The organism is Sinomonas atrocyanea (genome assembly GCF_001577305.1).
Lineage (GTDB): Bacteria > Actinomycetota > Actinomycetes > Actinomycetales > Micrococcaceae > Sinomonas > Sinomonas atrocyanea.
Map to the genome: position 1 here is coordinate 3,251,770 of NZ_CP014518.1, position 20,805 is coordinate 3,272,574.

Sequence of the window (20,805 nt, forward strand, 5' to 3'; positions counted from 1 at the left end):
TGAAATCACGCGGAAGTCGGCTCCCGCGCGGAGGGCGACCCGCCGCCGTCGTGCGTGCCGGCCCCTGGGGACCGGTGCCGGCGGCGGCGGGCCGCGATCGGTGAACTACTCGCCGCGCGACTTCTGGATGATCTCGTCGGCGACGGCCTTCGGGACCTCGGAGTAGCTGTCGAACTGCATCGAGTAGACAGCACGTCCCTGGGTCTTCGAGCGAAGGTCGCCGATGTAGCCGAACATCTCGGACAGCGGCACGAGGGCGCGGATGACCTTGACGCCGACAGCGTCCTCCATGGCCTGGATCTGGCCACGGCGGGAGTTCAGGTCGCCGATGACGTCGCCCATGTACTCCTCGGGCGTACGGACCTCGACGGCCATGAGCGGCTCGAGGAGCACCGGGTTGGCGCGGCGTGCGCCCTCCTTGAACACCTGCGAACCGGCGATCTTGAACGCCATCTCCGAGGAGTCGACGTCGTGGTAGGCACCGTCGGTGAGCGACGCCTTCACGCCCACCATCGGGTAGCCCGCCAGGATGCCGAACTGCATGGCGTCCTGGATGCCCGCGTCCACGCTCGGGATGTACTCGCGCGGGACGCGACCGCCGGTGACGGCGTTCACGAACTCGTAGAACGTGCCCTCCGCCGTGTCGAGCGGCTCGAACGTGACCTGCACCTTCGCGAACTGGCCGGAACCGCCAGTCTGCTTCTTGTGCGTGTAGTCGACCTTCTCGACCTTCTTCTTGATGGTCTCGCGGTAGGCCACCTGCGGCTTGCCCACGTTGGCCTCGACCTTGAACTCGCGGCGCATGCGGTCCACCAGGATGTCAAGGTGGAGCTCGCCCATGCCGCCGATCTCGGTCTGGCCGGTCTCCTCGTTGAGGGAGACGGTGAACGTCGGGTCCTCAGCGGAGAGCTTCTGGATGGCGGTGGAGAGCTTCTCCTGGTCGCCCTTGGTCTTCGGCTCGATGGCCACGAAGATCACGGGCTCGGGGAAGGTCATCGACTCGAGGACGATCGGGTTCGCCATGTCGCACAGCGTGTCGCCGGTCGTGGTGTCCTTGAGGCCGATCACCGCGTAGATGTGGCCAGCGTGGAGCTCCTCGACGGGGTTCTCCTTGTTGGCGTGCATCTGGAAGAGCTTGCCGAGGCGCTCCTTCTTGCCCTTCGTCGAGTTCAGCACCTGCATGCCCGAGGTCGCCTTGCCCGAGTACACGCGGATGAAGTTGAGCTGGCCGAAGAACGGGTGCGAAGCGATCTTGAACGCCAGAGCGGAGAACGGCTCCTCCTCGCTCGGCTTGCGGGTCATCTCGACCGTCTCGTCCTTCGGGTCGTGACCGATCATGGCGGGCACGTCGAGCGGGGACGGGAGGTAGTCGATGACCGCGTCGAGCATCGGCTGGACGCCGCGGTTCTTGAACGCAGAGCCACAGAACACGGGGTAGATCTCCGAGTTGACCGTGAGCTTGCGGATACCGGCCTTGAGCTCCTCGAGGGTGAGCTCCTCGCCCTCGAGGTACTTCTCCATGAGCTCCTCGGAGGCCTCAGCGACGGCCTCGACGAGCTCGTGGCGGTACTGCTCGGCCTTCTCCTGCATGTCCGCGGGGATCTCGCGGGTCTCGTAGGAGGCACCCATGGTCACGTCGCCCTTGGCGTCGCCAGGCCAGACGAGGGCCTTCATGGTGAGCAGGTCCACGACGCCGATGAAGTCGCTCTCGGAGCCGATGGGCAGCTGCATGACGAGCGGCTTGGCACCGAGGCGCTTCACGATGGTGTCGACCGTGAAGTAGAAGTCGGCGCCGAGCTTGTCCATCTTGTTGACGAAGCAGATGCGCGGGACGTCGTACTTGTCGGCCTGGCGCCACACCGTCTCGGACTGCGGCTCGACGCCCTCCTTGCCGTCGAAGACGGCGACGGCGCCGTCGAGCACGCGCAGGGAGCGCTCGACCTCTACCGTGAAGTCCACGTGGCCGGGCGTGTCGATGATGTTGATCTGGTTGTTGTTCCAGAAGCAGGACACGGCGGCAGACGTGATGGTGATGCCGCGCTCCTTCTCCTGCTCCATCCAGTCGGTCGTCGAGGCGCCGTCGTGCGTCTCGCCGATCTTGTGCGTCATGCCCGTGTAGAAGAGAATGCGCTCGGTCGTGGTGGTCTTGCCGGCATCGATGTGCGCCATGATGCCGATGTTGCGGACCCTGCTGAGGTCGGTAAGCACGTCGAGTGCCACGGTGTCTCCCTGTTTGTCCTAAATGGCTGCACGTTCGCCGCCGGCCCTCGTGGGGCCGGCGGCGAACCCTGGCATTACCAGCGGTAGTGGGCGAAGGCCTTGTTGGACTCGGCCATCTTGTGCGTGTCCTCGCGGCGCTTCACAGCGGCACCGAGGCCGTTCGAGGCGTCCAAGATCTCGTTCTGGAGACGCTCGGTCATCGTCTTCTCGCGGCGGGCCTTCGAGTAGCCGACGAGCCAGCGGAGGGCCAGCGCGGTGGCGCGGCCGGGCTTGACCTCGACCGGGACCTGGTAGGTCGCGCCGCCGACGCGGCGGGAGCGGACCTCGAGGGTCGGGCGGACGTTGTCCATGGCCTTCTTGAGCGCCGCGACGGGGTCGTTGCCCGTCTTCTGGCGGGCGCCCTCGAGGGCACCGTAGACGATGCGCTCGGCCGTGGACTTCTTGCCGTCCACGAGGACCTTGTTGATGAGCTGCGTCACGAGCGGCGAACCGTAGACCGGGTCGACGACGAGAGGACGCTTCGGGGCAGGGCCCTTACGAGGCATTACTTCTTCTCCTTCTTGGCGCCGTAGCGGCTGCGGGCCTGCTGGCGGTTCTTGACACCCTGGGTGTCGAGGGCACCGCGGACGATCTTGTAGCGGACACCGGGAAGGTCCTTCACGCGGCCGCCGCGCACGAGCACGATCGAGTGCTCCTGGAGGTTGTGGCCGACGCCGGGGATGTAGGCCGTGACCTCGACGCCGCCGTTGAGGCGGACGCGCGCGACCTTGCGGAGCGCGGAGTTCGGCTTCTTCGGGGTCGTGGTGTACACACGGGTGCACACGCCACGACGCATGGGGCTGCCCTTGAGGGCAGGGGCCTTGGTCTTGGAGACCTTCGGCGTGCGGCCCTTCCGGACCAGCTGCTGAATAGTAGGCACTATCGCTCCGTCTTGTACTTGCGTACGTCGTTGAACTTCCGCCCACGTCTGCCCGTGATGGAGGGATTCGGTGGACGCTCTCGGTTGCTTCGCACTTCTGCGGCAACCGACCGTAGGCGTGCAAAAGTGTGGCATTCGTTGCGCACCAACCCCGCAACCCGGAAACAGGCTCCGTCGTCGCTGGGCCCCAGAGGGCTTTCCCGACGGCCTTCATCCACTGCCACACAGAAACAATCGAAGAAAGCCTATCACGGAGCGGGGGCAGGGCCGAATCGCCCCTCCCCCGCCTCCCGTCCCACCCGCCGAGGTCACCCCGTGGACGCGCGAGATCGGGCCTCCGGTCCCTGCCCGAGACGCACGAGGGCGGCTCCAGGCGGGCGGCCCGTGCTGGGACGCCGGACGGCCGGCACCCTGAGGGGTGCCGGCCGTCCGGTCTGGACCGTGCTGCGGATCAGCGGTAGTCGCCGCCCAGGTCGTAGTCGTCCAGCGGAATCGCGTGGAACTCCTGGACCCCGTCGCCGTTCAGCGGATCGTAGGCGAAGTCGCTGAAGGCGCTCGGACCGGTGAAGAGCGTCGCCTTGGCCTCCTCGGTGGGCTCGACCGTGATGTCGGTGTACCGGGGAAGACCCGTACCGGCCGGGATGAGCTTACCGATGATGACGTTCTCCTTGAGGCCCAGCAGCGGGTCGCTCTTGCCCTCCATGGCCGCCTGCGTGAGCACGCGGGTGGTCTCCTGGAAGGACGCGGCCGAGAGCCAGGACTCCGTGGCCAGCGAGGCCTTGGTGATGCCCATGAGCTCGGGACGGCCCGACGCCGGCCGCTTGCCCTCGGAGACCACGCGGCGGTTCTCGTCTCGGTAGCGGCGGCCCTCCGCGAGCTCGCCCGGCAGCAGGTCCGTGTCGCCCGACTCGATGACCGTGACGCGGCGCAGCATCTGGCGGACGATGACCTCCACGTGCTTGTCGTGGATGCCGATGCCCTGGCTGCGGTACACGCCCTGGACCTCGTCGACGAGGAACTTCTGCGCCTCGCGCGGGCCCTGGATGCGCAGGACCTGCTTCGGGTCGACCGGGCCGTTGACGAGCTTCTGCCCGACGGTGACGCGGTCGCCGTCCTCGACGAGGAGACGCGCACGGCGGGAGACCGGGTAGGCGATCTCCTCGGTGCCGTCGTCCGGGGTGAGGACGATGCGCAGCTGCTTCTCGGTGTCCTCGATCGCCACGCGGCCTGCGGCCTCGGAGATCGGGGCCACACCCTTGGGGGTGCGGGCCTCGAAGAGCTCCTGGATACGGGGCAGACCCTGCGTGATGTCCTCGCCGCCGGACGCCGAGACGGCGCCACCGGTGTGGAACGTACGCATGGTGAGCTGCGTGCCGGGCTCGCCGATGGACTGCGCGGCGATGATGCCGACGGCCTCGCCGATGTCCACGAGCTTGCCGGAGGCCAGCGAGCGGCCGTAGCACTTGGCGCAGGTCCCGACCGCGGACTCGCACGTGAGGACCGAGCGGACCCGGATCTCCGTGATGCCCGCGTTGATGAGCTGGTTGATCAGCACATCGCCCAGGTCGGCGCCGGCCTCGGCGAGGACGGTGCCCTTGGAGTCCGTGACGTCCACCGCGAGCGTGCGGGTGTAGGCCGTGTTCTCGACGTTCTCCTCGCGGGTGAGCTCGCCGTTGTGGTCGGCGACCGCGATCGTGACCATGAGGCCGCGCTCGGTGCCGCAGTCCTCCTCGCGCACGATCACGTCCTGCGAGACGTCGACGAGACGACGCGTCAGGTAGCCCGAGTTGGCGGTACGGAGGGCCGTGTCCGCCAGACCCTTGCGGGCACCGTGCGTGGCGATGAAGTACTCGAGCACCGACAGGCCCTCGCGGTACGAGGACTTGATCGGGCGCGGGATGATCTCGCCCTTCGGGTTCGCCACGAGGCCGCGGATACCGGCGATCTGGCGGACCTGCATCCAGTTGCCTCGGGCACCGGAGGAGACCATGCGATTGATGGTGTTCATCTTCGGCATGGACTCGCGCATGACCGACGCGATCTCGGTGGTCGCCTTGTCCCAGATCTCGATGAGCTCGGAGCGGCGCTCCTCGTCGTCGATGAGACCACGGTCGTACTGGCTCTGGATCTTCGCCGCGCGGTCCTCGTAGCCGGCCAGGATCTCCGGCTTGGCCTCGGGGACGGCGATATCGGAGATCGCGACCGTGACACCCGAACGCGTGGCCCAGTGGAAGCCGGCGTCCTTGAGGTTGTCCAGGGTCTGCGCCACGACGACCTTCGGGTAGCGCTCGGCGAGATCGTTGACGATCTTCGAGAGCTGGCCCTTGTCCGCCACGGCCTCGACCCAGGGGTAGTCCTCGGGCAGGGTCTGGTTGAACACGACCTGGCCCAGCGAGGTGTCCACGAGCGCCGGCGTGCCGGGCTCCCAGCCCTCGGGCGCGGGACGGTCCTTCGAGGGCACAAAGCCCTCGAGCCGGATCTTCACCTGCGCGTTGAGGTGCAGCTCGCGCGCATCGTGCGCCATGATCGCCTCGGCCACCGAGGAGAACACCCGACCCTCGCCGGCCGCACCCTCACGCTTGGTGGTGAGGTGGTACAGGCCGATGATCATGTCCTGCGAGGGCAGGGTGACGGGACGGCCGTCCGACGGCTTGAGGATGTTGTTCGAGGAGAGCATCAGGATGCGCGCCTCCGCCTGGGCCTCGGGGCTCAGCGGCAGGTGCACAGCCATCTGGTCGCCGTCGAAGTCGGCGTTGAACGCCGCGCAGACGAGCGGGTGCAGCTGGATGGCCTTGCCCTCGACGAGCTGCGGCTCGAACGCCTGGATGCCGAGGCGGTGCAGGGTGGGTGCACGGTTGAGCAGCACCGGGTGCTCGGTGATGATCTCCTCGAGCACGTCCCAGACCTGCGGGCGGTACCGCTCCACCATGCGCTTGGCGCTCTTGATGTTCTGCGCGTGGTTGAGGTCCACGAGCCGCTTCATGACGAACGGCTTGAACAGCTCGAGTGCCATCTGCTTCGGCAGGCCGCACTGGTGCAGCTTCAGCTGCGGGCCGACGACGATGACCGAACGGCCCGAGTAGTCGACGCGCTTGCCGAGCAGGTTCTGGCGGAACCGGCCCTGCTTGCCCTTGAGCATGTCCGAGAGCGACTTGAGCGGGCGGTTGCCCGGACCCGTCACCGGACGGCCACGGCGGCCGTTGTCGAACAGCGAGTCCACGGCCTCCTGGAGCATGCGCTTCTCGTTGTTGACGATGATCTCCGGCGCACCGAGGTCAAGCAGGCGCTTGAGGCGGTTGTTGCGGTTGATCACGCGGCGGTACAGGTCGTTCAGGTCGGAGGTCGCGAAGCGGCCGCCGTCGAGCTGCACCATCGGGCGCAGCTCCGGCGGGATCACCGGGACGGCGTCCAGGACCATGCCGGTCGGCTTGTTCTCCGTGGTGAGGAACGCGTTGACGACCTTGAGGCGCTTGAGCGCACGGGTCTTCCGCTGGCCCTTGCCGTTCTGGATGATGTCGCGGAGCGATTCGGCCTCCGCCTCCAGATCGAAGGACTGGAGGCGCTTCTGGATCGCCTCGGCGCCCATCGAGCCCTCGAAGTACATCCCGTAGCGGTCACGGAGCTCGCGGTAGAGAGCCTCGTCGCCCTCGAGGTCGGCGACCTTGAGGTTCTTGAAGCGGTCCCACACGGCCTCGAGGCGCTCGATGTCGGCGTCCGCACGCTTGCGGATCGTGGCCATCGTCTTGTCGGCGAGGTCGCGGGCCTTCTTCTTGTCCGCGGCCTTGGCGCCCTCGGCCTCGAGCTTGCCGAGCTCGCCCTCGAGGTCGCGGGCAACAGCGGCGATGTCGGAGTCGCGGTTGTCGACGAGGCGCTTGCGCTCGAGGTCGTGCTCAGCCTGGAGGTTGGGCAGCTGCTCGTGGCGGCGCTCCTCGTCGACCCGGGTGATCATGTAGGCCGCGAAGTAGATGACCTTCTCGAGGTCCTTCGGGGCCAGGTCGAGCAGGTAGCCGAGGCGCGACGGGACGCCCTTGAAGTACCAGATGTGCGTCACGGGCGCGGCGAGCTCGATGTGGCCCATGCGCTCGCGGCGGACCTTGGCACGGGTGACCTCGACGCCGCAGCGCTCGCAGATGATGCCCTTGAAGCGGACGCGCTTGTACTTGCCGCAGTAGCACTCCCAGTCCCGCGACGGGCCGAAGATCTTCTCGCAGAAGAGGCCGTCCTTCTCGGGCTTGAGGGTGCGGTAGTTGATGGTTTCCGGCTTCTTCACTTCGCCGTGCGACCAGGTGCGGATGTCATCCGCGGTCGCCAGGCCGATCTGCATGAGGCCGAAGGAGGATTCGTTGGACAATGTGGTCCCTTATCTCTCGTGTCTCGAAAGTCTTGCTGCTGCCGGTGCCGGTGGAGGGTCAGACCTCTTCGACGGAGCTGGGCTCGTCGCGGGAGAGGTCGATGCCCAGTTCCTCCGCGGCAGTGAAGACTGCATCATCGGCGTCGCGCATCTCGATCGTCTGGCCGTCGGCGGAGAGGACCTCCACGTTCAGGCACAGCGACTGCATTTCCTTGATGAGGACCTTGAAGGACTCGGGGACGCCCGGCTCGGGGATGTTCTCGCCCTTGACGATCGCCTCGTAGACCTTCACACGGCCGTGGATGTCATCCGACTTGATCGTCAGGAGCTCCTGGAGCGTGTACGCCGCACCGTAGGCCTCGAGGGCCCACACTTCCATCTCGCCGAAGCGCTGGCCGCCGAACTGCGCCTTACCACCGAGCGGCTGCTGGGTGATCATCGAGTACGGGCCAGTGGAACGCGCGTGGATCTTGTCGTCCACGAGGTGGTGCAGCTTCAGGATGTACATGTAGCCGACCGAGACCGGGTCCGGGAACGGCTCGCCGGAGCGGCCGTCGAACAGCTGGGCCTTGCCGGAGGCGCCGATGAGGCGCTCGCCGTCACGCGTGACGTTGGTGGAGTCGAGCAGGCCCGAGATCTCCTCCTCGCGGGCACCGTCGAACACCGGCGTGGCCAGGTTCTGGTTGGGGCCCGTCTCGCGCGGCATGTTCGGCAGGTTCTTGATCCACTCGGGCTCGCCCTCGACCTTCCAGCCGGTCTTGGCGATCCAGCCCAGGTGCAGCTCGAGGACCTGGCCGACGTTCATGCGGCCGGGGACGCCGAGCGGGTTCAGGACGACATCCACCGGGGTCCCGTCGGCGAGGAACGGCATGTCCTCGACCGGCAGGATCTTGGAGATGACGCCCTTGTTGCCGTGGCGGCCGGCGAGCTTGTCGCCGTCGGTGATCTTGCGCTTGGCGGCCACGTACACGCGGACGAGCTGGTTCACGCCCGGGGGCAGCTCGTCGTCGTTGTCGCGGTCGAACACGCGCACGCCGATGACCGTGCCGGACTCGCCGTGGGGGACCTTGAGGGACGTGTCGCGCACCTCGCGCGACTTCTCGCCGAAGATCGCGCGCAGCAGGCGCTCCTCCGGGGTCAGCTCGGTCTCGCCCTTCGGGGTGACCTTGCCGACCAGGATGTCGCCGGCCTCGACCTCGGCGCCGATGTGGATGATGCCGCGCTCGTCGAGCTGGGCAAGCACCTCCTCGGACACGTTGGGGATGTCGCGCGTGATCTCCTCGGCACCCAGCTTGGTGTCGCGGGCATCGATCTCGTGCTCCTCGATGTGGATCGAGGACAGGACGTCCTCGGCCACGATCCGCTGGCTGAGGATGATCGCGTCCTCGAAGTTGTGGCCCTCCCACGACATGAACGCGACGAGGAGGTTCCGGCCGAGGGCGAGCTCGCCCTGGTCGGTGGCCGGCCCGTCGGCGATGATGCCGCCGAGCTCGAGGCGGTCGCCCTCGTTGACGAGCACACGGTGGTTGTAGCAGTTGCCCTGGTTGGAGCGGGAGAACTTGCCGATGCGGTAGTTCGTCTCCGTGCCGTCGTCGTTGAGCATCACCACGAGGTCCGCGGAGACCTCGGTGACGACGCCCGCCTTCTTGGCCACGACGACGTCGCCCGCGTCCACCGCGGCCGAGCGCTCCATGCCGGTGCCGACGAACGGCGCCTCGGAGCGGACGAGCGGCACGGCCTGGCGCTGCATGTTCGCACCCATGAGGGCGCGGTTGGCGTCGTCGTGCTCGAGGAACGGGATGAGGGCCGTCGCGACCGACACCATCTGGCGCGGGGAGACGTCCATGTACTCGACCTCGTCGGCCGGGACGAGCGTGGGCTCGCCGCCGCCGCCGCGCTGGCGGACCAGGACCATCTCCTCGGCGAAGGAGCCGTCCTCGTTCAGCGGCGAGTTCGCCTGGGCGATCTGCACCTCGGCCTCGTCGTCGGCCGTGAGGTAGTCGACCTGGTCCGAGACGATCCCGTTGGACACCTTGCGGTACGGGGTCTCGATGAAGCCGAACGGGTTGATGCGCCCGTAGGACGCGAGCGAGCCGATGAGGCCGATGTTCGGGCCTTCAGGGGTCTCGATGGGGCACATGCGGCCGTAGTGCGACGGGTGCACGTCGCGGACCTCCATGCCCGCGCGGTCGCGGGACAGGCCGCCGGGGCCGAGCGCCGAGAGGCGGCGCTTGTGGGTCAGGCCCGAGAGCGGGTTGTTCTGGTCCATGAACTGCGAGAGCTGGGAGGTTCCGAAGAACTCCTTGATCGCAGCGACGACCGGACGGATGTTGATCAGGGTCTGCGGCGTGATCGCCTCGACGTCCTGCGTGGTCATGCGCTCGCGGACCACGCGCTCCATGCGGGACAGGCCGGTGCGGACCTGGTTCTCGATGAGCTCGCCGACCGCGCGGATGCGGCGGTTGCCGAAGTGGTCGATGTCGTCGACCTCGACGCGGACGTCGATCTCCTCGCCGTCGCGGGTGCCCTTGATCGACTTCTCGCCGGCGTGGAGCGCCACGAGGAACTTGATCATGGCGACGATGTCCTCGATGTGGAGGATGGACGCCGTCGGGTCCGAGAGCGGGCGGTCGATGCCGAGCTTGCGGTTGATCTTGTAGCGGCCGACCTTCGCGAGGTCGTAGCGCTTGACGTTGAAGTACAGGTTGTCAAGCAGGGACTGCGCGGCGTCGACCGTCGGCGGCTCGCCCGGACGGAGCTTGCGGTAGATGTCGAGGAGGGCGTCCTCGCGGGTCTCCGTGGTGTCCTTCTCGAGGGTCGCGCGGATCGAGTCGTACTCGCCGAACTCCTCGAGGATCTGGCCCTCGGTCCACCCGAGCGCCTTGAGCAGGACGGTCACGGACTGCTTGCGCTTGCGGTCGAGGCGCACGCCGACCTGGTCGCGCTTGTCGATTTCGAGCTCGAACCAGGCGCCGCGCGAGGGGATGATCTTCGCCGTGAAGATGTCCTTGTCGCTCGTCTTGTCCGCGGTGCGCTCGAAGTACGCGCCCGGGGAGCGGACGAGCTGGGAGACAACGACACGCTCGGTGCCGTTGACGACGAACGTGCCCTTGTCCGTCATGAGCGGGAAGTCGCCCATGAACACGGTCTGCTGCTTGATCTCGCCCGTGTTGTTGTTCATGAACTCGGCCTTGACGTACAGCGGGGCCGAGTAGGTGGCGTCGCGGTCCTTGCACTCCGCCATGGTGAACTTCGGATCGGCGAACTCCGGGTCCGAGAAGCTCAGGGACATGGTGCCCTGGAAGTCCTCGATCGGGGAGATCTCCTCGAAGATGTCCGAGAGGCCGGACGTCGTCGCCACACTGTCGTCGCCCTTCGCCTGGGCCTCGGCCACGCGGGCCTGCCAGCGCTCGTTGCCGACGAGCCAGTCGAAGCTCTCGGTCTGGAGGGCGAGGAGATTCGGAACATCCAGCGGTTCGTGAATCTTGGCGAATGAGAGCCGGCGGTTTGCACCGTCGGTGGTAGCGGTTTGGGTTTCAGAGGTGCTCGAGGCGACCAAGAGGGATCCTTCCACAGACCTTCAGGATTGTCCGCACCCTCCCCCGACGGGGCCTTGGCCCGCAGAACCTCATGGTTGACCGCGTGACCGTCCCGAGAGCCCACCGCTATATGAAGGCACCACCGGTTAACAGCTGTTAAAAGGGAGAACGCAAAGATTTACCATACCGCAGATGGGCGCACGTGTCTACCGCACACCGCGCGTCGGGTCAAGTGTCCCGCTGGCATCGCCTGGAATCACCCTCGATTCGGCCGCCGTACGAACAGGTCGCGAACCACACTGTACACCCGGCATCCGCCGGCGTCCGGTGGGCGGCCTCTGGCGCTGCCGGGGACCCATGGCTGTAGCCTGATGGACACCACAGGGCTCCGGGGCGCATCCCGGGGACCCGCAGGCACGTCAGATCCGGGAGCGAAGCACCATGAGCAACGACGACGTCGTCATCCTCTCCGCAGCTCGCACGCCGCTGGGCCGCCTCAACGGCCAGCTCGTCTCCTTCACCGCGGTGGAGCTCGGGACCCACGCGATCAGGGCCGCGATCGGTCGCGCCGGAATCGGCGCCGAGGCCGTGGACGCCGTGATCATGGGCCAGGTGCTCCAGGCGGGCGCCGGGCAGAACCCCGCGAGGCAGAGCGCGATCGCGGCGGGCATCGGCTGGGACGTGCCGTGCGTGACCATCAACAAGGTCTGCCTCTCCGGTCTCACCGCCGTGATCGACGCGGCCCGGATGATCCGCGCCGGGGACGCGACCGTGGTGGTGGCCGGCGGCCAGGAGTCGATGTCCCGTGCCCCGCACGTGCTCCCCGGCTCCCGCCAGGGCTGGACCTACGGCACGGTCGGCGCCCTCGACGTCGCCGCCCACGACGGCCTGACGGATGCGTTCGACGGGCAGTCGATGGGCCTGTCCACCGAGATGCGGAACCTGGCCCTCGGCATCGGCCGAGACGCCCAGGACGAGGTCGCCGCCGCCTCCCACGTGCGCGCCGCGGTCGCCCAGAAGGAGGGCGTGTTCGACGACGAGATCGCCCCGATCGAGGTCAAGCAGCGCAAGGGGGACCCGATCCTCCTGTCCGCGGACGAGGGGGTCAGGCCCAACACCTCCCGCGAGACCCTCGCCCCGCTGCGGCCCGCGTTCGCGACCGATGGCACCATCACCGCGGGCAACTCCTCGCCGCTCTCCGACGGCGCCGCGGCCCTGGTCCTGACCAGCCGCGCCTACGCCGAGGAGCACGGTCTTGATTGGCTCGCCGTGGTGGGCAGGCCGGGGCAGGTGGCCGGCCCCGACAACTCGCTCCACTCGCAGCCGTCCCACGCCATCTCGCAGGCCCTCTCCCGCGCTCAGTGGAGCACCGCGGACCTCGACTTCATCGAGATCAACGAGGCCTTCGGCTCGGTGGCCGTCCAGTCGCTCAAGGACCTCGACTACCCGCTCGAGAAGTGCAACATCCACGGCGGCGCGATCGCCCTCGGCCACCCGATCGGCGCCTCGGGCGCCCGGCTCGCCGGCCACGCCGCGCACGAGCTCGCCCGGCGCGGCTCCGGCAAGGCCGCGGTGGCCCTCTGCGGCGGCGGCGGGCAGGGCGAGGCCCTGCTCCTCTACCGGGACTGAGGGGCAGCCATGACGCACGACGGCGCGGGGCCGGCTCCCGCGGCAGGCGAGGGGCCGGCGTCGGCCGCCTCAGGCGACGGCCACGCGAGGTTCCTCGCCGACGCCGCCGCCCACGGGATCGACGTCCAGGTGGCCGAGCGCGGGCGCGCCCGCAGCCTCGAGGAGGCGGCGGCGAACCTCGGGATCGAGCCGCGGGACATCGTGAAGTCGCTCGTAGTCAAGCACCCCGACGGCTCGTTCCTGTTCGCGCTCATCCCGGGCGACCGGCAGATCTCCTGGCCCAAGCTCCGGGGACTGCTCGGGGTCAACCGGCTCTCGATGCCGCCCGCTGACGTGGCCCTTGCGGCGACCGGGTACGAGCGCGGCACCATCACGCCCCTGGGGTCCTCGACGCCGTGGCCGGTGTGGGCCGACGCGTCGATCTCGGGGCGCATCTCCCTCGGGGCCGGGGCGCACGGGCTGAGCGCGTTCGTGGACGCCTCGGAGCTGCTCGCGGCGCTGGGGGCGACGATCGCCGACATCAGCGAGCCCGCCTGACCCACACACGCCGGTGGCAGTCCACGTTTCGCCCAGGCGTGCGCCTTCCGTGGACTACAGGACGAGAAGTGAACTTCCGCAGCTCGCTCGTGCGAGACGTGAACTGTTGCACCACGGTGCGTGCGCAGAGGCCCCCCGGGGGGGGACCTCGCACTCCCCCGGAGGGACCTCGCACTCCCCCGGGTGACCTCGGCGGGGTGAGGGGCGGAGACGCGGAAGGGCCCCGCGGTCCGTGTGGACTGCGGGGCCCTTCGTCCAGAGCCGGGGCTCCGGATCAAGCGGGGAAAACCTACTTGAGGGTGACCGTGGCGCCGGCGGCCTCGAGGGTCTCCTTGGCCTTGTCGGCAGCCTCCTTGGTCGCGCCCTCGAGGACGGCCTTGGGGGCCGAGTCGACGAGGTCCTTGGCCTCCTTCAGGCCGAGGGAGGTCAGGGCGCGCACCTCCTTGATGACCGCGATCTTCTTGTCGCCAGCGGCCTCGAGGATGACGTCGAAGGAGGTCTTCTCCTCCTCGGCAGCGGCCTCGCCGCCGGCAGCGGGGCCCGCGACGGCCACGGCAGCAGCGGTGACCTCGAAGACCTCCTCGAACTTCTTCACGAACTCGGAGAGCTCGATGATGGAGAGCTCCTTGAAGGCCTCGATCAGCTCGTCCTGGGTGAGCTTCGCCATGGTTGGCGTCCTTTCACTTGGGTGGCGTCCGCCCGCAGTGGGCGGGGCGCCGAGAATATGGGGGTGGGGGAAGAGAATCAGTTCTCTTCGGCAGCGGCCGGGGCGGCCTCGGCGGCAGCCGGAGCCTCCTCAGCAGCGGGGGCCTCGGACTCGGCAGCGGGAGCCTCGGCGGCAGCCGGAGCGCCGCCCTCCTCCTCGAGCTTGAGACGCAGGGCGTCGATGATGCGCGCAGCCGCGGCCATGGGCGCCTTGAGGACACCCGCAACCCGTGCGAGCTGCAGCTCGCGGGACTCCAGGGCCGCCAGTGCGGCGACCTCGCTCGCGTCGAGCGCCTTGCCCTCGAAGAAGCCGGTCTTGATGACCAGCTGCTTGTTGTCCTTGGCAAAGTCGGTCAGGCTCTTGGCGGCCGCAACGGCGTCACCCTTGATGAACGCGATCGCGGTGGGGCCGGCAAGCTGGCCGTCGAACGCGTCGACACCCGCTTCCTTGGCAGCGATGGCGGTCAGGGAGTTCTTGACGACCGAGAACTTGTTGTCGGTGCCGAGCGCACGACGCAGCTTCTTGAGCTGGGCGACGGAGAGCCCACGGTATTCGGTCAGGACTGCAGCGTTCGACTCCTGGAAATCCTTGGTGATCTCCTCGACAGCTGCCACCTTGGTAGGCGTTGCCATAACCCTCCTTCCGGGGAACAGAAGCCGGTGGGGGCGGGCCCGTGAAACGTCAAACGCCCCGCGCAAGTGCACGGGGCGTGGTCTGCGCGGCCTGGGGCCGCGAGCATTCGCTCAGTTCACCTGCGCAGGCCGCCCCACGAAATCGGGGACCTTCGGTGGAGGTGCGGGCCGCTTCTCGGCACACACGATCCAACGACCGGCGGTCTTTGGTGCTTCAACTGTACGGGACGATCCTCGGCCCGGCCAAATCGGTGGATGCACGACGCCGGCCGCGCACCCATCGCGGCCCCGCCCGCCTACGTCAGCAGAGACCGCAGCGACTGGATGGTGTCGGCAGCCGCGGGGTCCTTGTCCTCCCGGTACCGCTTCACGCGCGCGAACCGCAGTGCGACGCCGCCGGGGTAGCGGCTCGACCGCTGCACGCCGTCGATGGCGATCTCGACGACCGTGGTGGGCTCGACGAAGACCGTGTGGCCGTCGCGGCGCGCCTCGATGTCCAGGAACCGTTCGGTCTGCCACCGCAGGAGCTCGTCCGTGAGGCCCTTGAACGTCTTCCCGACCATCACGAGGCTGCCGGGCTCGCCGAACTCGCCGCTCGGATCGTAGGCGCCGAGATGAAGGTTCGAGAGCCAGCCCTGCCGGCGGCCGCTGCCCCACTCTGCGGCGAGCACCACGAGGTCGTACGTCGCCACCGGCTTGACCTTGATCCAGCTCGAGCCCCGGCGCCCGGCAGAGTAGAGGGAGCCGATGGCCTTCACCACCACCCCTTCGTGGCCGGCGGCGAGCGCTTCCCGGGAGATCCGTTCGGCCGTGTCCGGGTCGGCGGTGACCTCGCCCGGGACGATGAGGCCCGGCGCGACCCTCGCCAGCTCGGCGCGGCGCACGGCCAGGGGCTCGTCGAGGAGGTCACGCCCGTCGACGTGCAGCACGTCGAAGAACCAGGGGTGCAGGACGGCATCGCGCGCCCGCTCGGCGCCGAAGCGGGACATGGTCTCCTGGAACGGCCTGGGCGCCCCGCCCTCATCGAGGGTGAGCGTCTCGCCGTCGAGGATGGCCTCGCGCACGGGCAGCGCACGCACCACGTGGACGACCTCGGGCACCCGGTGGGTGACGTCGGCCAGGCTCCGGGTGAAGACGCGCACGTCGTCGCCTGAGCGGTGGACCTGGATCCGGGCGCCGTCGAGCTTGAACTCGACCGAGGCCTCCCCGGTGGCGGCCAGGGCCTCGGCGGGCGTCGCCGCCGAGGCGGCGAGCATGGGCAGCACCGGCCGGCCGACGAGGAGGCCGACGCCGCGCAGGTCCTCCTCGGTCCCCATGAGCGCGATCCGCGCCGTCTCCCCCAGATCGCCCGAGAGCATCGCCGCGCGCCGGACCAGCGCGGCCGGCCAGCCCCCGGCGCTCGCGAGAGCGTCCACGAGCACGCCCTCGAGGGCCCCCGTGCGCAGCTCGCCGAGCAGCACGCCGACGATGAACCGCTGCTCGCGTTCCGTGGCGCGCCGCAGGAACGCTGCCAGCAGCCCGGTGCGCACCGCCTCGGACCCCGCCCCCGATGTCGCGGCGAGGCGGTCGAGCAGTGCGTCGAAGCCTTCCACCGTGATCGAGGGCTGGGCTGCGGGCGGTGCCTCGCCGCGGGTGCGGGAGAGCCCGCGCCAGCCGACGCCGACGCGGCCCTGGCGCGGCTTCCCGACGAGCATGGCGACGGCGGTGCCGACCTCGCGTGGGGACTCCTCGGCGATGCGGCGCAGGAGTCCCGCGAGCGCCTCGACCTTGGCCTTCCGGGAACGGGTGGACGCGACCGCGTCGGCGGTGGAGACTAGCTCGGCGAGCAGCATGGGCCCAGTCTCGCACTCGGGGGCGCAGGGACATGACCCCTCAACGCAGGGACATGACCCCTCAACGCAGGGACATGACGCCTCAACGGGATTGGACTGCGCGGCTGCGGCCCATGAGGGCCGCCAGCACGAGGGCCACGAGCGCCGTGGCGACGAGGAGCAGCAGACCGATCGCGTACGAATGCTGCTGTGCGTTGTACGTGGCTCCCATGACGAGCGGCGGGAAGTACCCGCCGAGCCCCCCTGCCGCGCTGACGACCCCGGTGACCGCGCCGACCGTCCCCGCAGGAGCCTGCCTGCCGACCCAGGCGAAGACGCCACCGGTGCCGAGGCCGAGCGCCGCAGCCATGGCCAGGAAGGTCAGCCCCGTGGGGACCTCGGGGGGCGGCTGCATGTTCACGACGAAGGCCAGGACCGCGACACCGGCGAGCGATACGAGCACCACCGACCTCGGCCCGATGCGGTCGGCGATGATGCCGCCGATCGGCCGCGCGATGACAGCGGCGAGTGCGAAGCCTGCCGTGCGCGTCCCGGCGGCCGTGAGGTCGAAGCTGTAGATGTCCCTCAGGTAGGTGGGCAGATAGGTGCTGAACGAGACGAAGCCGCCGAAGACCACGGCGTAGAGGAAGCAGAGCTGCCAGGTGACGGGCATCCTGGCGGCGGCGACGAGCTTGCCGAAGCTGCCGTGCGTGACCGGGGTCCATGTCGGGGACTCGCGCATGAAGAAGAAGACGATCGCCGCCGTGACCACGAGGAGGACGGCGATGATGACGTGCGTGGGCCAGTAGCCGAAGGCCGTGACCAGTCGGGGAGTCAGGAAGGCCGAGAGCGCGGTGCCGCCCATGCCCATCCCGAAGATGCCGGTCGCGAACCCCTGCCGGGTCTTCGGGTACCACGCTGCCGAGAACGGGATTCCGGCGGTGAACACCGTTCCTGCGACGCCGAGGAAGAATCCGACGCCGAGCAGGAGCCCGTATGACTTCAGGCTGCCCGCGAGCGCGACGAGCAGGACGAGAGGTGCGGTCAGCACGAGGATGAGGATCAGGAGGCGCCGGCCGCCGAATTTGTCGGTCAGGACGCCGACGGGCACGCGGCCGACCGCGCCGACGAGCACTGGCATGGCGACGAGCGCGCCCGTCTGCGCCGCGTTGAGCCCTAGGTCATGCGCGTAGCGGGTGCCGAGGGGCGCGATCACCGTCCAGCCCCAGAAGCCCACCACCGAGGCGAGGGTGGCCAGGGTCAGGTTGCGGGCTGCGCCGGGCCGTGCCGTGTCCTGGGCGGCGGCACCGGCCGTGGGGCGGGGAGAGGGATCTCGTGTGCTCACTGTTCCTCCTGGCGTCTGGCGGCCCGGGCCTGGGCTCAGCGGTCCCGGTCGCGGGTGCCGGTGGTCTCCCAGCCTCGCCGGGTGCGGCGGGCGCCGGGCGACACACCCTCGTCGCGGGTGCGGTAGACGATGTAGGGCCGGAACAGGTAGTGGAACGGGGCCGTGAGCGCGTGGACGAGCCGGGTGAACGGCCACAGGGCGAAGAGCGCCATGCCCACGAGGGTGTGCCACTTGAACTCCATCGGCGCCGCCGCCATGGAGGCGACGTCGGGCTGGAACACGAACAGCGACCGGAACCAGGGGCTCACAGTCTCCCGGTAGTCGAAGGCGGCCGAGCCGGGCTGGGCCGCCGAGACGAGCGTGGTCCACACCCCGAGGGCGATCGCGCCGACGAGGAAGACGTACATCGCCTTGTCGTTGCGGGTGGTCGCCATGAACACCGGCCCCGTGCGGCGCCGCCGGACGATGAGCAGCACGATGCCCGCCAGCGTGGAGACTCCCGCAATGAGGCCCACGGAGAGCGCGAGCGCGTGGTAGAGCGCCTCGGACATGCCGACGGCCTGGGTCCAGGCCTTGGGGATCACCAGCCCCACGAAGTGCCCCGCGATGACGAAGACCAGCCCGTAGTGGAAGAGCGGGGATCCGATCCGCAGCAGCCGGGACTCGTACAGCTGCGAGGAGCGGGTGGTCCAGCCGAACTGGTCGTACCGGTACCGCCAGATGCTGCCGCCCACCAGGATGAGCACCATGAGGTACGGGGCAACGCCCCAGAGCAGGACGTCCATCAGCGCGCTCCTTCCGCAAGTTCCCGCGGCGCCCCGGACCGTCGCTCGGCGAGCGGCAGCAGGCGCGGGTCGAACGGTTCGAGGCCAACCTGCTCGACGGGCGGCGGCCCGGCGAGCGCCATCGCCTCTGCCCGACTGGTCGGCGAGGGGCCGGGCAGGGTCGCGCAGATGGCCTCGAGGACAGGGGCGTACACGGGCGAGTCGGCGGCGAGTTCGATCCGCAGCAGCTCGACGCTGGCCCGGTACTCCTGGAGGAGATCACGGCCGGCGGCGAAGTCCACGCGCGCGGTGAACTCCAGGACGAGGGGCAGGAAGTCCGGCAGCTCGCCGCCCAGGTTCACAAGCCAGCCGCTCTCCCGATAGCGCTGCTTGAACTTCCCGAGCGTCTCGCCGCGACGCCTCGTGTCGCCGTCCGTCCAATAGGACAGATGGAGGGCGTGCCTGCGCGAGAGGTCGAAGGTATCGACGTAGCGGCGACAGGCGACCGCCTCGCCGTCGTCCGCGATCTGCGCCGCGGTCCCCTCGAGGAGCCGCGGCAGCGGTCCGGGAAGCTCGGCGAGCGCCGCGCGCACCGTAGGCAGCATCCCGCGGACGCGGGGACCCGGGTAGTCGAGCAGCGCAGCGGCCGCCGCGTACAGGACGCGGCGGTGAGAGTCACTCGCTCGCACTGCCGTCCCCCTTCGGCGGGAAGATGCCTTCCGGGACACCGCGGCCGTCCCAGTTGAGCAGGTTCACGCGGCCGCGCAGGGACCCGGGCTGGACCTCGCTGTCGGTGGTCTGGCGCTCCTTGAGCGCATAGAACGTCTCGACGGCGACCGGCACAGGCTTGCCGCTGCCCTCGCCGAAGGCGTCCGAGGGGTACATGCCGGGCCCGTCCTCGAAGTCGAGGGAGCACCCCATCTCCTCGAGGCCGTGCGCCTGCTCCACGTGCGCGGTCGGAATGACGTAGCGCTCGTTGTACTTCGCGATCGCCATGAGCCGGTACATCTCCTGGACGGTCTTCCCCTCCATGCCGATGTTCGCGGCGATCGACTCGTCAGCCCCGGTTCCGAGCGAGATCCCCCGCATGTAGGCCCTCATGCCGGCGAGTCGACGCAGGACGCCGTCGATAACCTCCGTGTCCCCGGCGGTGAACAGTTCGGCGAGGTAGGCCGAAGGGATCCGCAGCGCGTCGATCGCGCCGAAGAGGGTGCCGGCGGCCTCGGCGTCGTGCCCCTGGCTCGAGAGCAGGTCGACGATCGGGGAGAGCGGGGGGATGTACCAGACCATCGGCATGGTGCGGTACTCGGGGTGCAGGGGAAGGGCCACCCGGTAGACCTTGGCCAGCTTGTAGATCGGGGACCGCCGCGCCGCGTCCATCCAGTCCTCCGGGATCCCGGCGTGGCGCGCGGCCGCGATGACCTCCGGGTCGTTGGGGTCGAGGAGCAGGTCGAGCTGGGCCTGGTACAGGTCCTTCGGATCGGGGGTCGAGGCCGCCGCCGTGACGGCATCGGCGTCGTACAGGAAGATCCCCAAGTACCGCAGACGGCCCACGCACGTCTCCGAGCACACGGTGGGCAGGCCGATCTCGATGCGGGGATAGCAGAAGGTGCACTTCTCGGCCTTGCCGCTCTTGTGGTTGAAGTACATCTTCTTGTAGGGGCATCCCGTGATGCACTGGCGCCAGCCGCGGCAGCGGTCCTGGTCGACGAGCACGATCCCGTCCTCGGCCCGCTTGTAGATCGCGCCCGAGGGGCACGAGGCCATGCACGAGGGGTTCAGGCAGTGCTCGCAGATGCGCGGCAGGTAGAACATGAAGGTCTTCTCGAACTCGAACCTGATCTTCTCGTTCGACTCAGTGCGCAGCTTGGCGACGATGGGATCGAGCTCTCCGTTCTGCATGGACCCACCGAGGTCGTCGTCCCAGTTGGCGCTCCACGTGATCTTCGTGTCCTCGCCAGTGATGAGGGACTTGGGGCGCGCCACGGGAAAGTCGTCGCCGAGGGGCGCCTCGATGAGCGTCTTGTAGTCATAGGTCCAGGGTTCGTAGTAGTCCGCGAGCTCGGGCTGGACTGGACTCGCGAAGATGCCGAGGAGCTTCTTCACGCGGCCACCGCCCTTGAGGCGGAGGCGCCCACGCCGGTTCAGCTCCCACCCGCCGCGCCATCGCTCCTGGTCCTCGTACCTGCGCGGATAGCCCTGTCCGGGCCTCGTCTCGACATTGTTGAACCAGACGTACTCCGTGCCGGCGCGGTTGGTCCACGCCTGCTTGCACGTCACCGAGCACGTGTGGCACCCGATGCACTTGTCCAGGTTCATCACCATCCCGACTTGGGCCATGATCCTCATGAC

Annotated in this window: 14 protein-coding genes; 2 read left to right on the forward strand and 12 right to left on the reverse strand. The window is 68.9% G+C overall.

Going from position 1 to position 20,805, the window contains the following annotated elements; genetic code table 11:
* Positions 1-105: 105 nt before the first annotated feature.
* The 5 genes from fusA to rpoB all read right to left on the reverse strand — a co-directional run bounded on the left by fusA (position 106) and on the right by rpoB (position 11,049).
* A complete protein-coding gene (gene fusA, locus SA2016_RS15005) occupies positions 106-2,220 on the reverse strand; it encodes an elongation factor G (protein WP_066499552.1) in 2,115 nt (704 codons plus the stop codon).
* A gap of 74 nt (positions 2,221-2,294) precedes the next feature.
* Complete coding sequence (gene rpsG / locus SA2016_RS15010; protein ID WP_066499554.1) at positions 2,295-2,765, reverse strand: 30S ribosomal protein S7; 471 nt, start codon at positions 2,763-2,765, stop codon at positions 2,295-2,297.
* Positions 2,765-3,139 (reverse strand): 30S ribosomal protein S12, encoded by a 375-nt coding sequence (gene rpsL / locus SA2016_RS15015; RefSeq protein ID WP_043119407.1) that lies wholly within the window; start codon positions 3,137-3,139, stop codon positions 2,765-2,767. The genes rpsG and rpsL overlap by 1 nt, the downstream gene beginning before the upstream one ends.
* A 451-nt stretch (positions 3,140-3,590) precedes the next feature.
* The gene (locus SA2016_RS15020; protein ID WP_066499556.1) at positions 3,591-7,490 is read right to left on the reverse strand and encodes a DNA-directed RNA polymerase subunit beta'; all 3,900 of its coding nucleotides are present in this window, start codon (positions 7,488-7,490) and stop codon (positions 3,591-3,593) included.
* 58 nt (positions 7,491-7,548) lie between these two features.
* Positions 7,549-11,049, reverse strand: a complete 3,501-nt coding sequence (rpoB, locus tag SA2016_RS15025; protein WP_066499558.1) for a DNA-directed RNA polymerase subunit beta — start codon at positions 11,047-11,049, stop codon at positions 7,549-7,551.
* A gap of 421 nt (positions 11,050-11,470) precedes the next feature.
* Between rpoB and SA2016_RS15030 the strand changes: the two genes are divergently transcribed.
* Positions 11,471-12,658, forward strand: a complete 1,188-nt coding sequence (locus SA2016_RS15030) for an acetyl-CoA C-acetyltransferase (RefSeq protein ID WP_066499564.1) — start codon at positions 11,471-11,473, stop codon at positions 12,656-12,658.
* Between the two features lie 9 nt (positions 12,659-12,667).
* A complete protein-coding gene (locus SA2016_RS15035) occupies positions 12,668-13,195 on the forward strand; it encodes an aminoacyl-tRNA deacylase (RefSeq protein ID WP_066499566.1) in 528 nt (175 codons plus the stop codon).
* A 289-nt stretch (positions 13,196-13,484) separates the two neighbouring features.
* On the opposite strand, the gene rplL is transcribed toward SA2016_RS15035, so the two are convergent.
* The 7 genes from rplL to narH form a co-directional block, all read right to left on the reverse strand.
* Entirely contained in the window at positions 13,485-13,862 is a 378-nt protein-coding gene (rplL, locus tag SA2016_RS15040) for a 50S ribosomal protein L7/L12 (protein ID WP_066499568.1), read from the reverse strand.
* Positions 13,863-13,939: 77 nt separating this feature from the next.
* A complete protein-coding gene (gene rplJ, locus SA2016_RS15045) occupies positions 13,940-14,533 on the reverse strand; it encodes a 50S ribosomal protein L10 (RefSeq protein ID WP_066499569.1) in 594 nt (197 codons plus the stop codon).
* Positions 14,534-14,829: 296 nt separating this feature from the next.
* Positions 14,830-16,365, reverse strand: coding sequence for an ATP-dependent DNA ligase (locus tag SA2016_RS15050; RefSeq protein ID WP_066499570.1), 1,536 nt, complete (start codon positions 16,363-16,365; stop codon positions 14,830-14,832).
* Positions 16,366-16,447: 82 nt separating this feature from the next.
* The gene (locus SA2016_RS15055; RefSeq protein WP_066499572.1) at positions 16,448-17,689 is read right to left on the reverse strand and encodes an MFS transporter; all 1,242 of its coding nucleotides are present in this window, start codon (positions 17,687-17,689) and stop codon (positions 16,448-16,450) included.
* 35 nt (positions 17,690-17,724) lie between these two features.
* Positions 17,725-18,474: a respiratory nitrate reductase subunit gamma gene (narI, locus tag SA2016_RS15060; RefSeq protein WP_066499574.1), complete on the reverse strand. Its 750-nt coding sequence runs from the start codon at positions 18,472-18,474 to the stop codon at positions 17,725-17,727.
* Positions 18,474-19,142, reverse strand: coding sequence for a nitrate reductase molybdenum cofactor assembly chaperone (gene narJ / locus SA2016_RS15065; protein ID WP_066499580.1), 669 nt, complete (start codon positions 19,140-19,142; stop codon positions 18,474-18,476). Before narJ ends, narI begins: the two co-directional genes overlap by 1 nt.
* Positions 19,129-20,802, reverse strand: coding sequence for a nitrate reductase subunit beta (gene narH, locus SA2016_RS15070; RefSeq protein WP_066499583.1), 1,674 nt, complete (start codon positions 20,800-20,802; stop codon positions 19,129-19,131). The genes narJ and narH overlap by 14 nt, the downstream gene beginning before the upstream one ends.
* Between the last annotated feature and the right edge of the window lie 3 nt (positions 20,803-20,805).

What these genes read in the sequence shown, in the direction of transcription:
- rpsG (WP_066499554.1), bottom strand. Translation starts at nt 2,765, where the DNA reads ATGCCTCGTAAGGGCCCTGCCCCGAAGCGTCCTCTCGTCGTCGACCCG.
- SA2016_RS15030 (WP_066499564.1), top strand. Translation starts at nt 11,471, where the DNA reads ATGAGCAACGACGACGTCGTCATCCTCTCCGCAGCTCGCACGCCGCTG.
- SA2016_RS15035 (WP_066499566.1), top strand. Translation starts at nt 12,668, where the DNA reads ATGACGCACGACGGCGCGGGGCCGGCTCCCGCGGCAGGCGAGGGGCCG.
- rplL (WP_066499568.1), bottom strand. Translation starts at nt 13,862, where the DNA reads ATGGCGAAGCTCACCCAGGACGAGCTGATCGAGGCCTTCAAGGAGCTC.
- rplJ (WP_066499569.1), bottom strand. Translation starts at nt 14,533, where the DNA reads ATGGCAACGCCTACCAAGGTGGCAGCTGTCGAGGAGATCACCAAGGAT.
- SA2016_RS15050 (WP_066499570.1), bottom strand. Translation starts at nt 16,365, where the DNA reads ATGCTGCTCGCCGAGCTAGTCTCCACCGCCGACGCGGTCGCGTCCACC.
- narI (WP_066499574.1), bottom strand. Translation starts at nt 18,474, where the DNA reads ATGGACGTCCTGCTCTGGGGCGTTGCCCCGTACCTCATGGTGCTCATC.
- narH (WP_066499583.1), bottom strand. Translation starts at nt 20,802, where the DNA reads ATGAGGATCATGGCCCAAGTCGGGATGGTGATGAACCTGGACAAGTGC.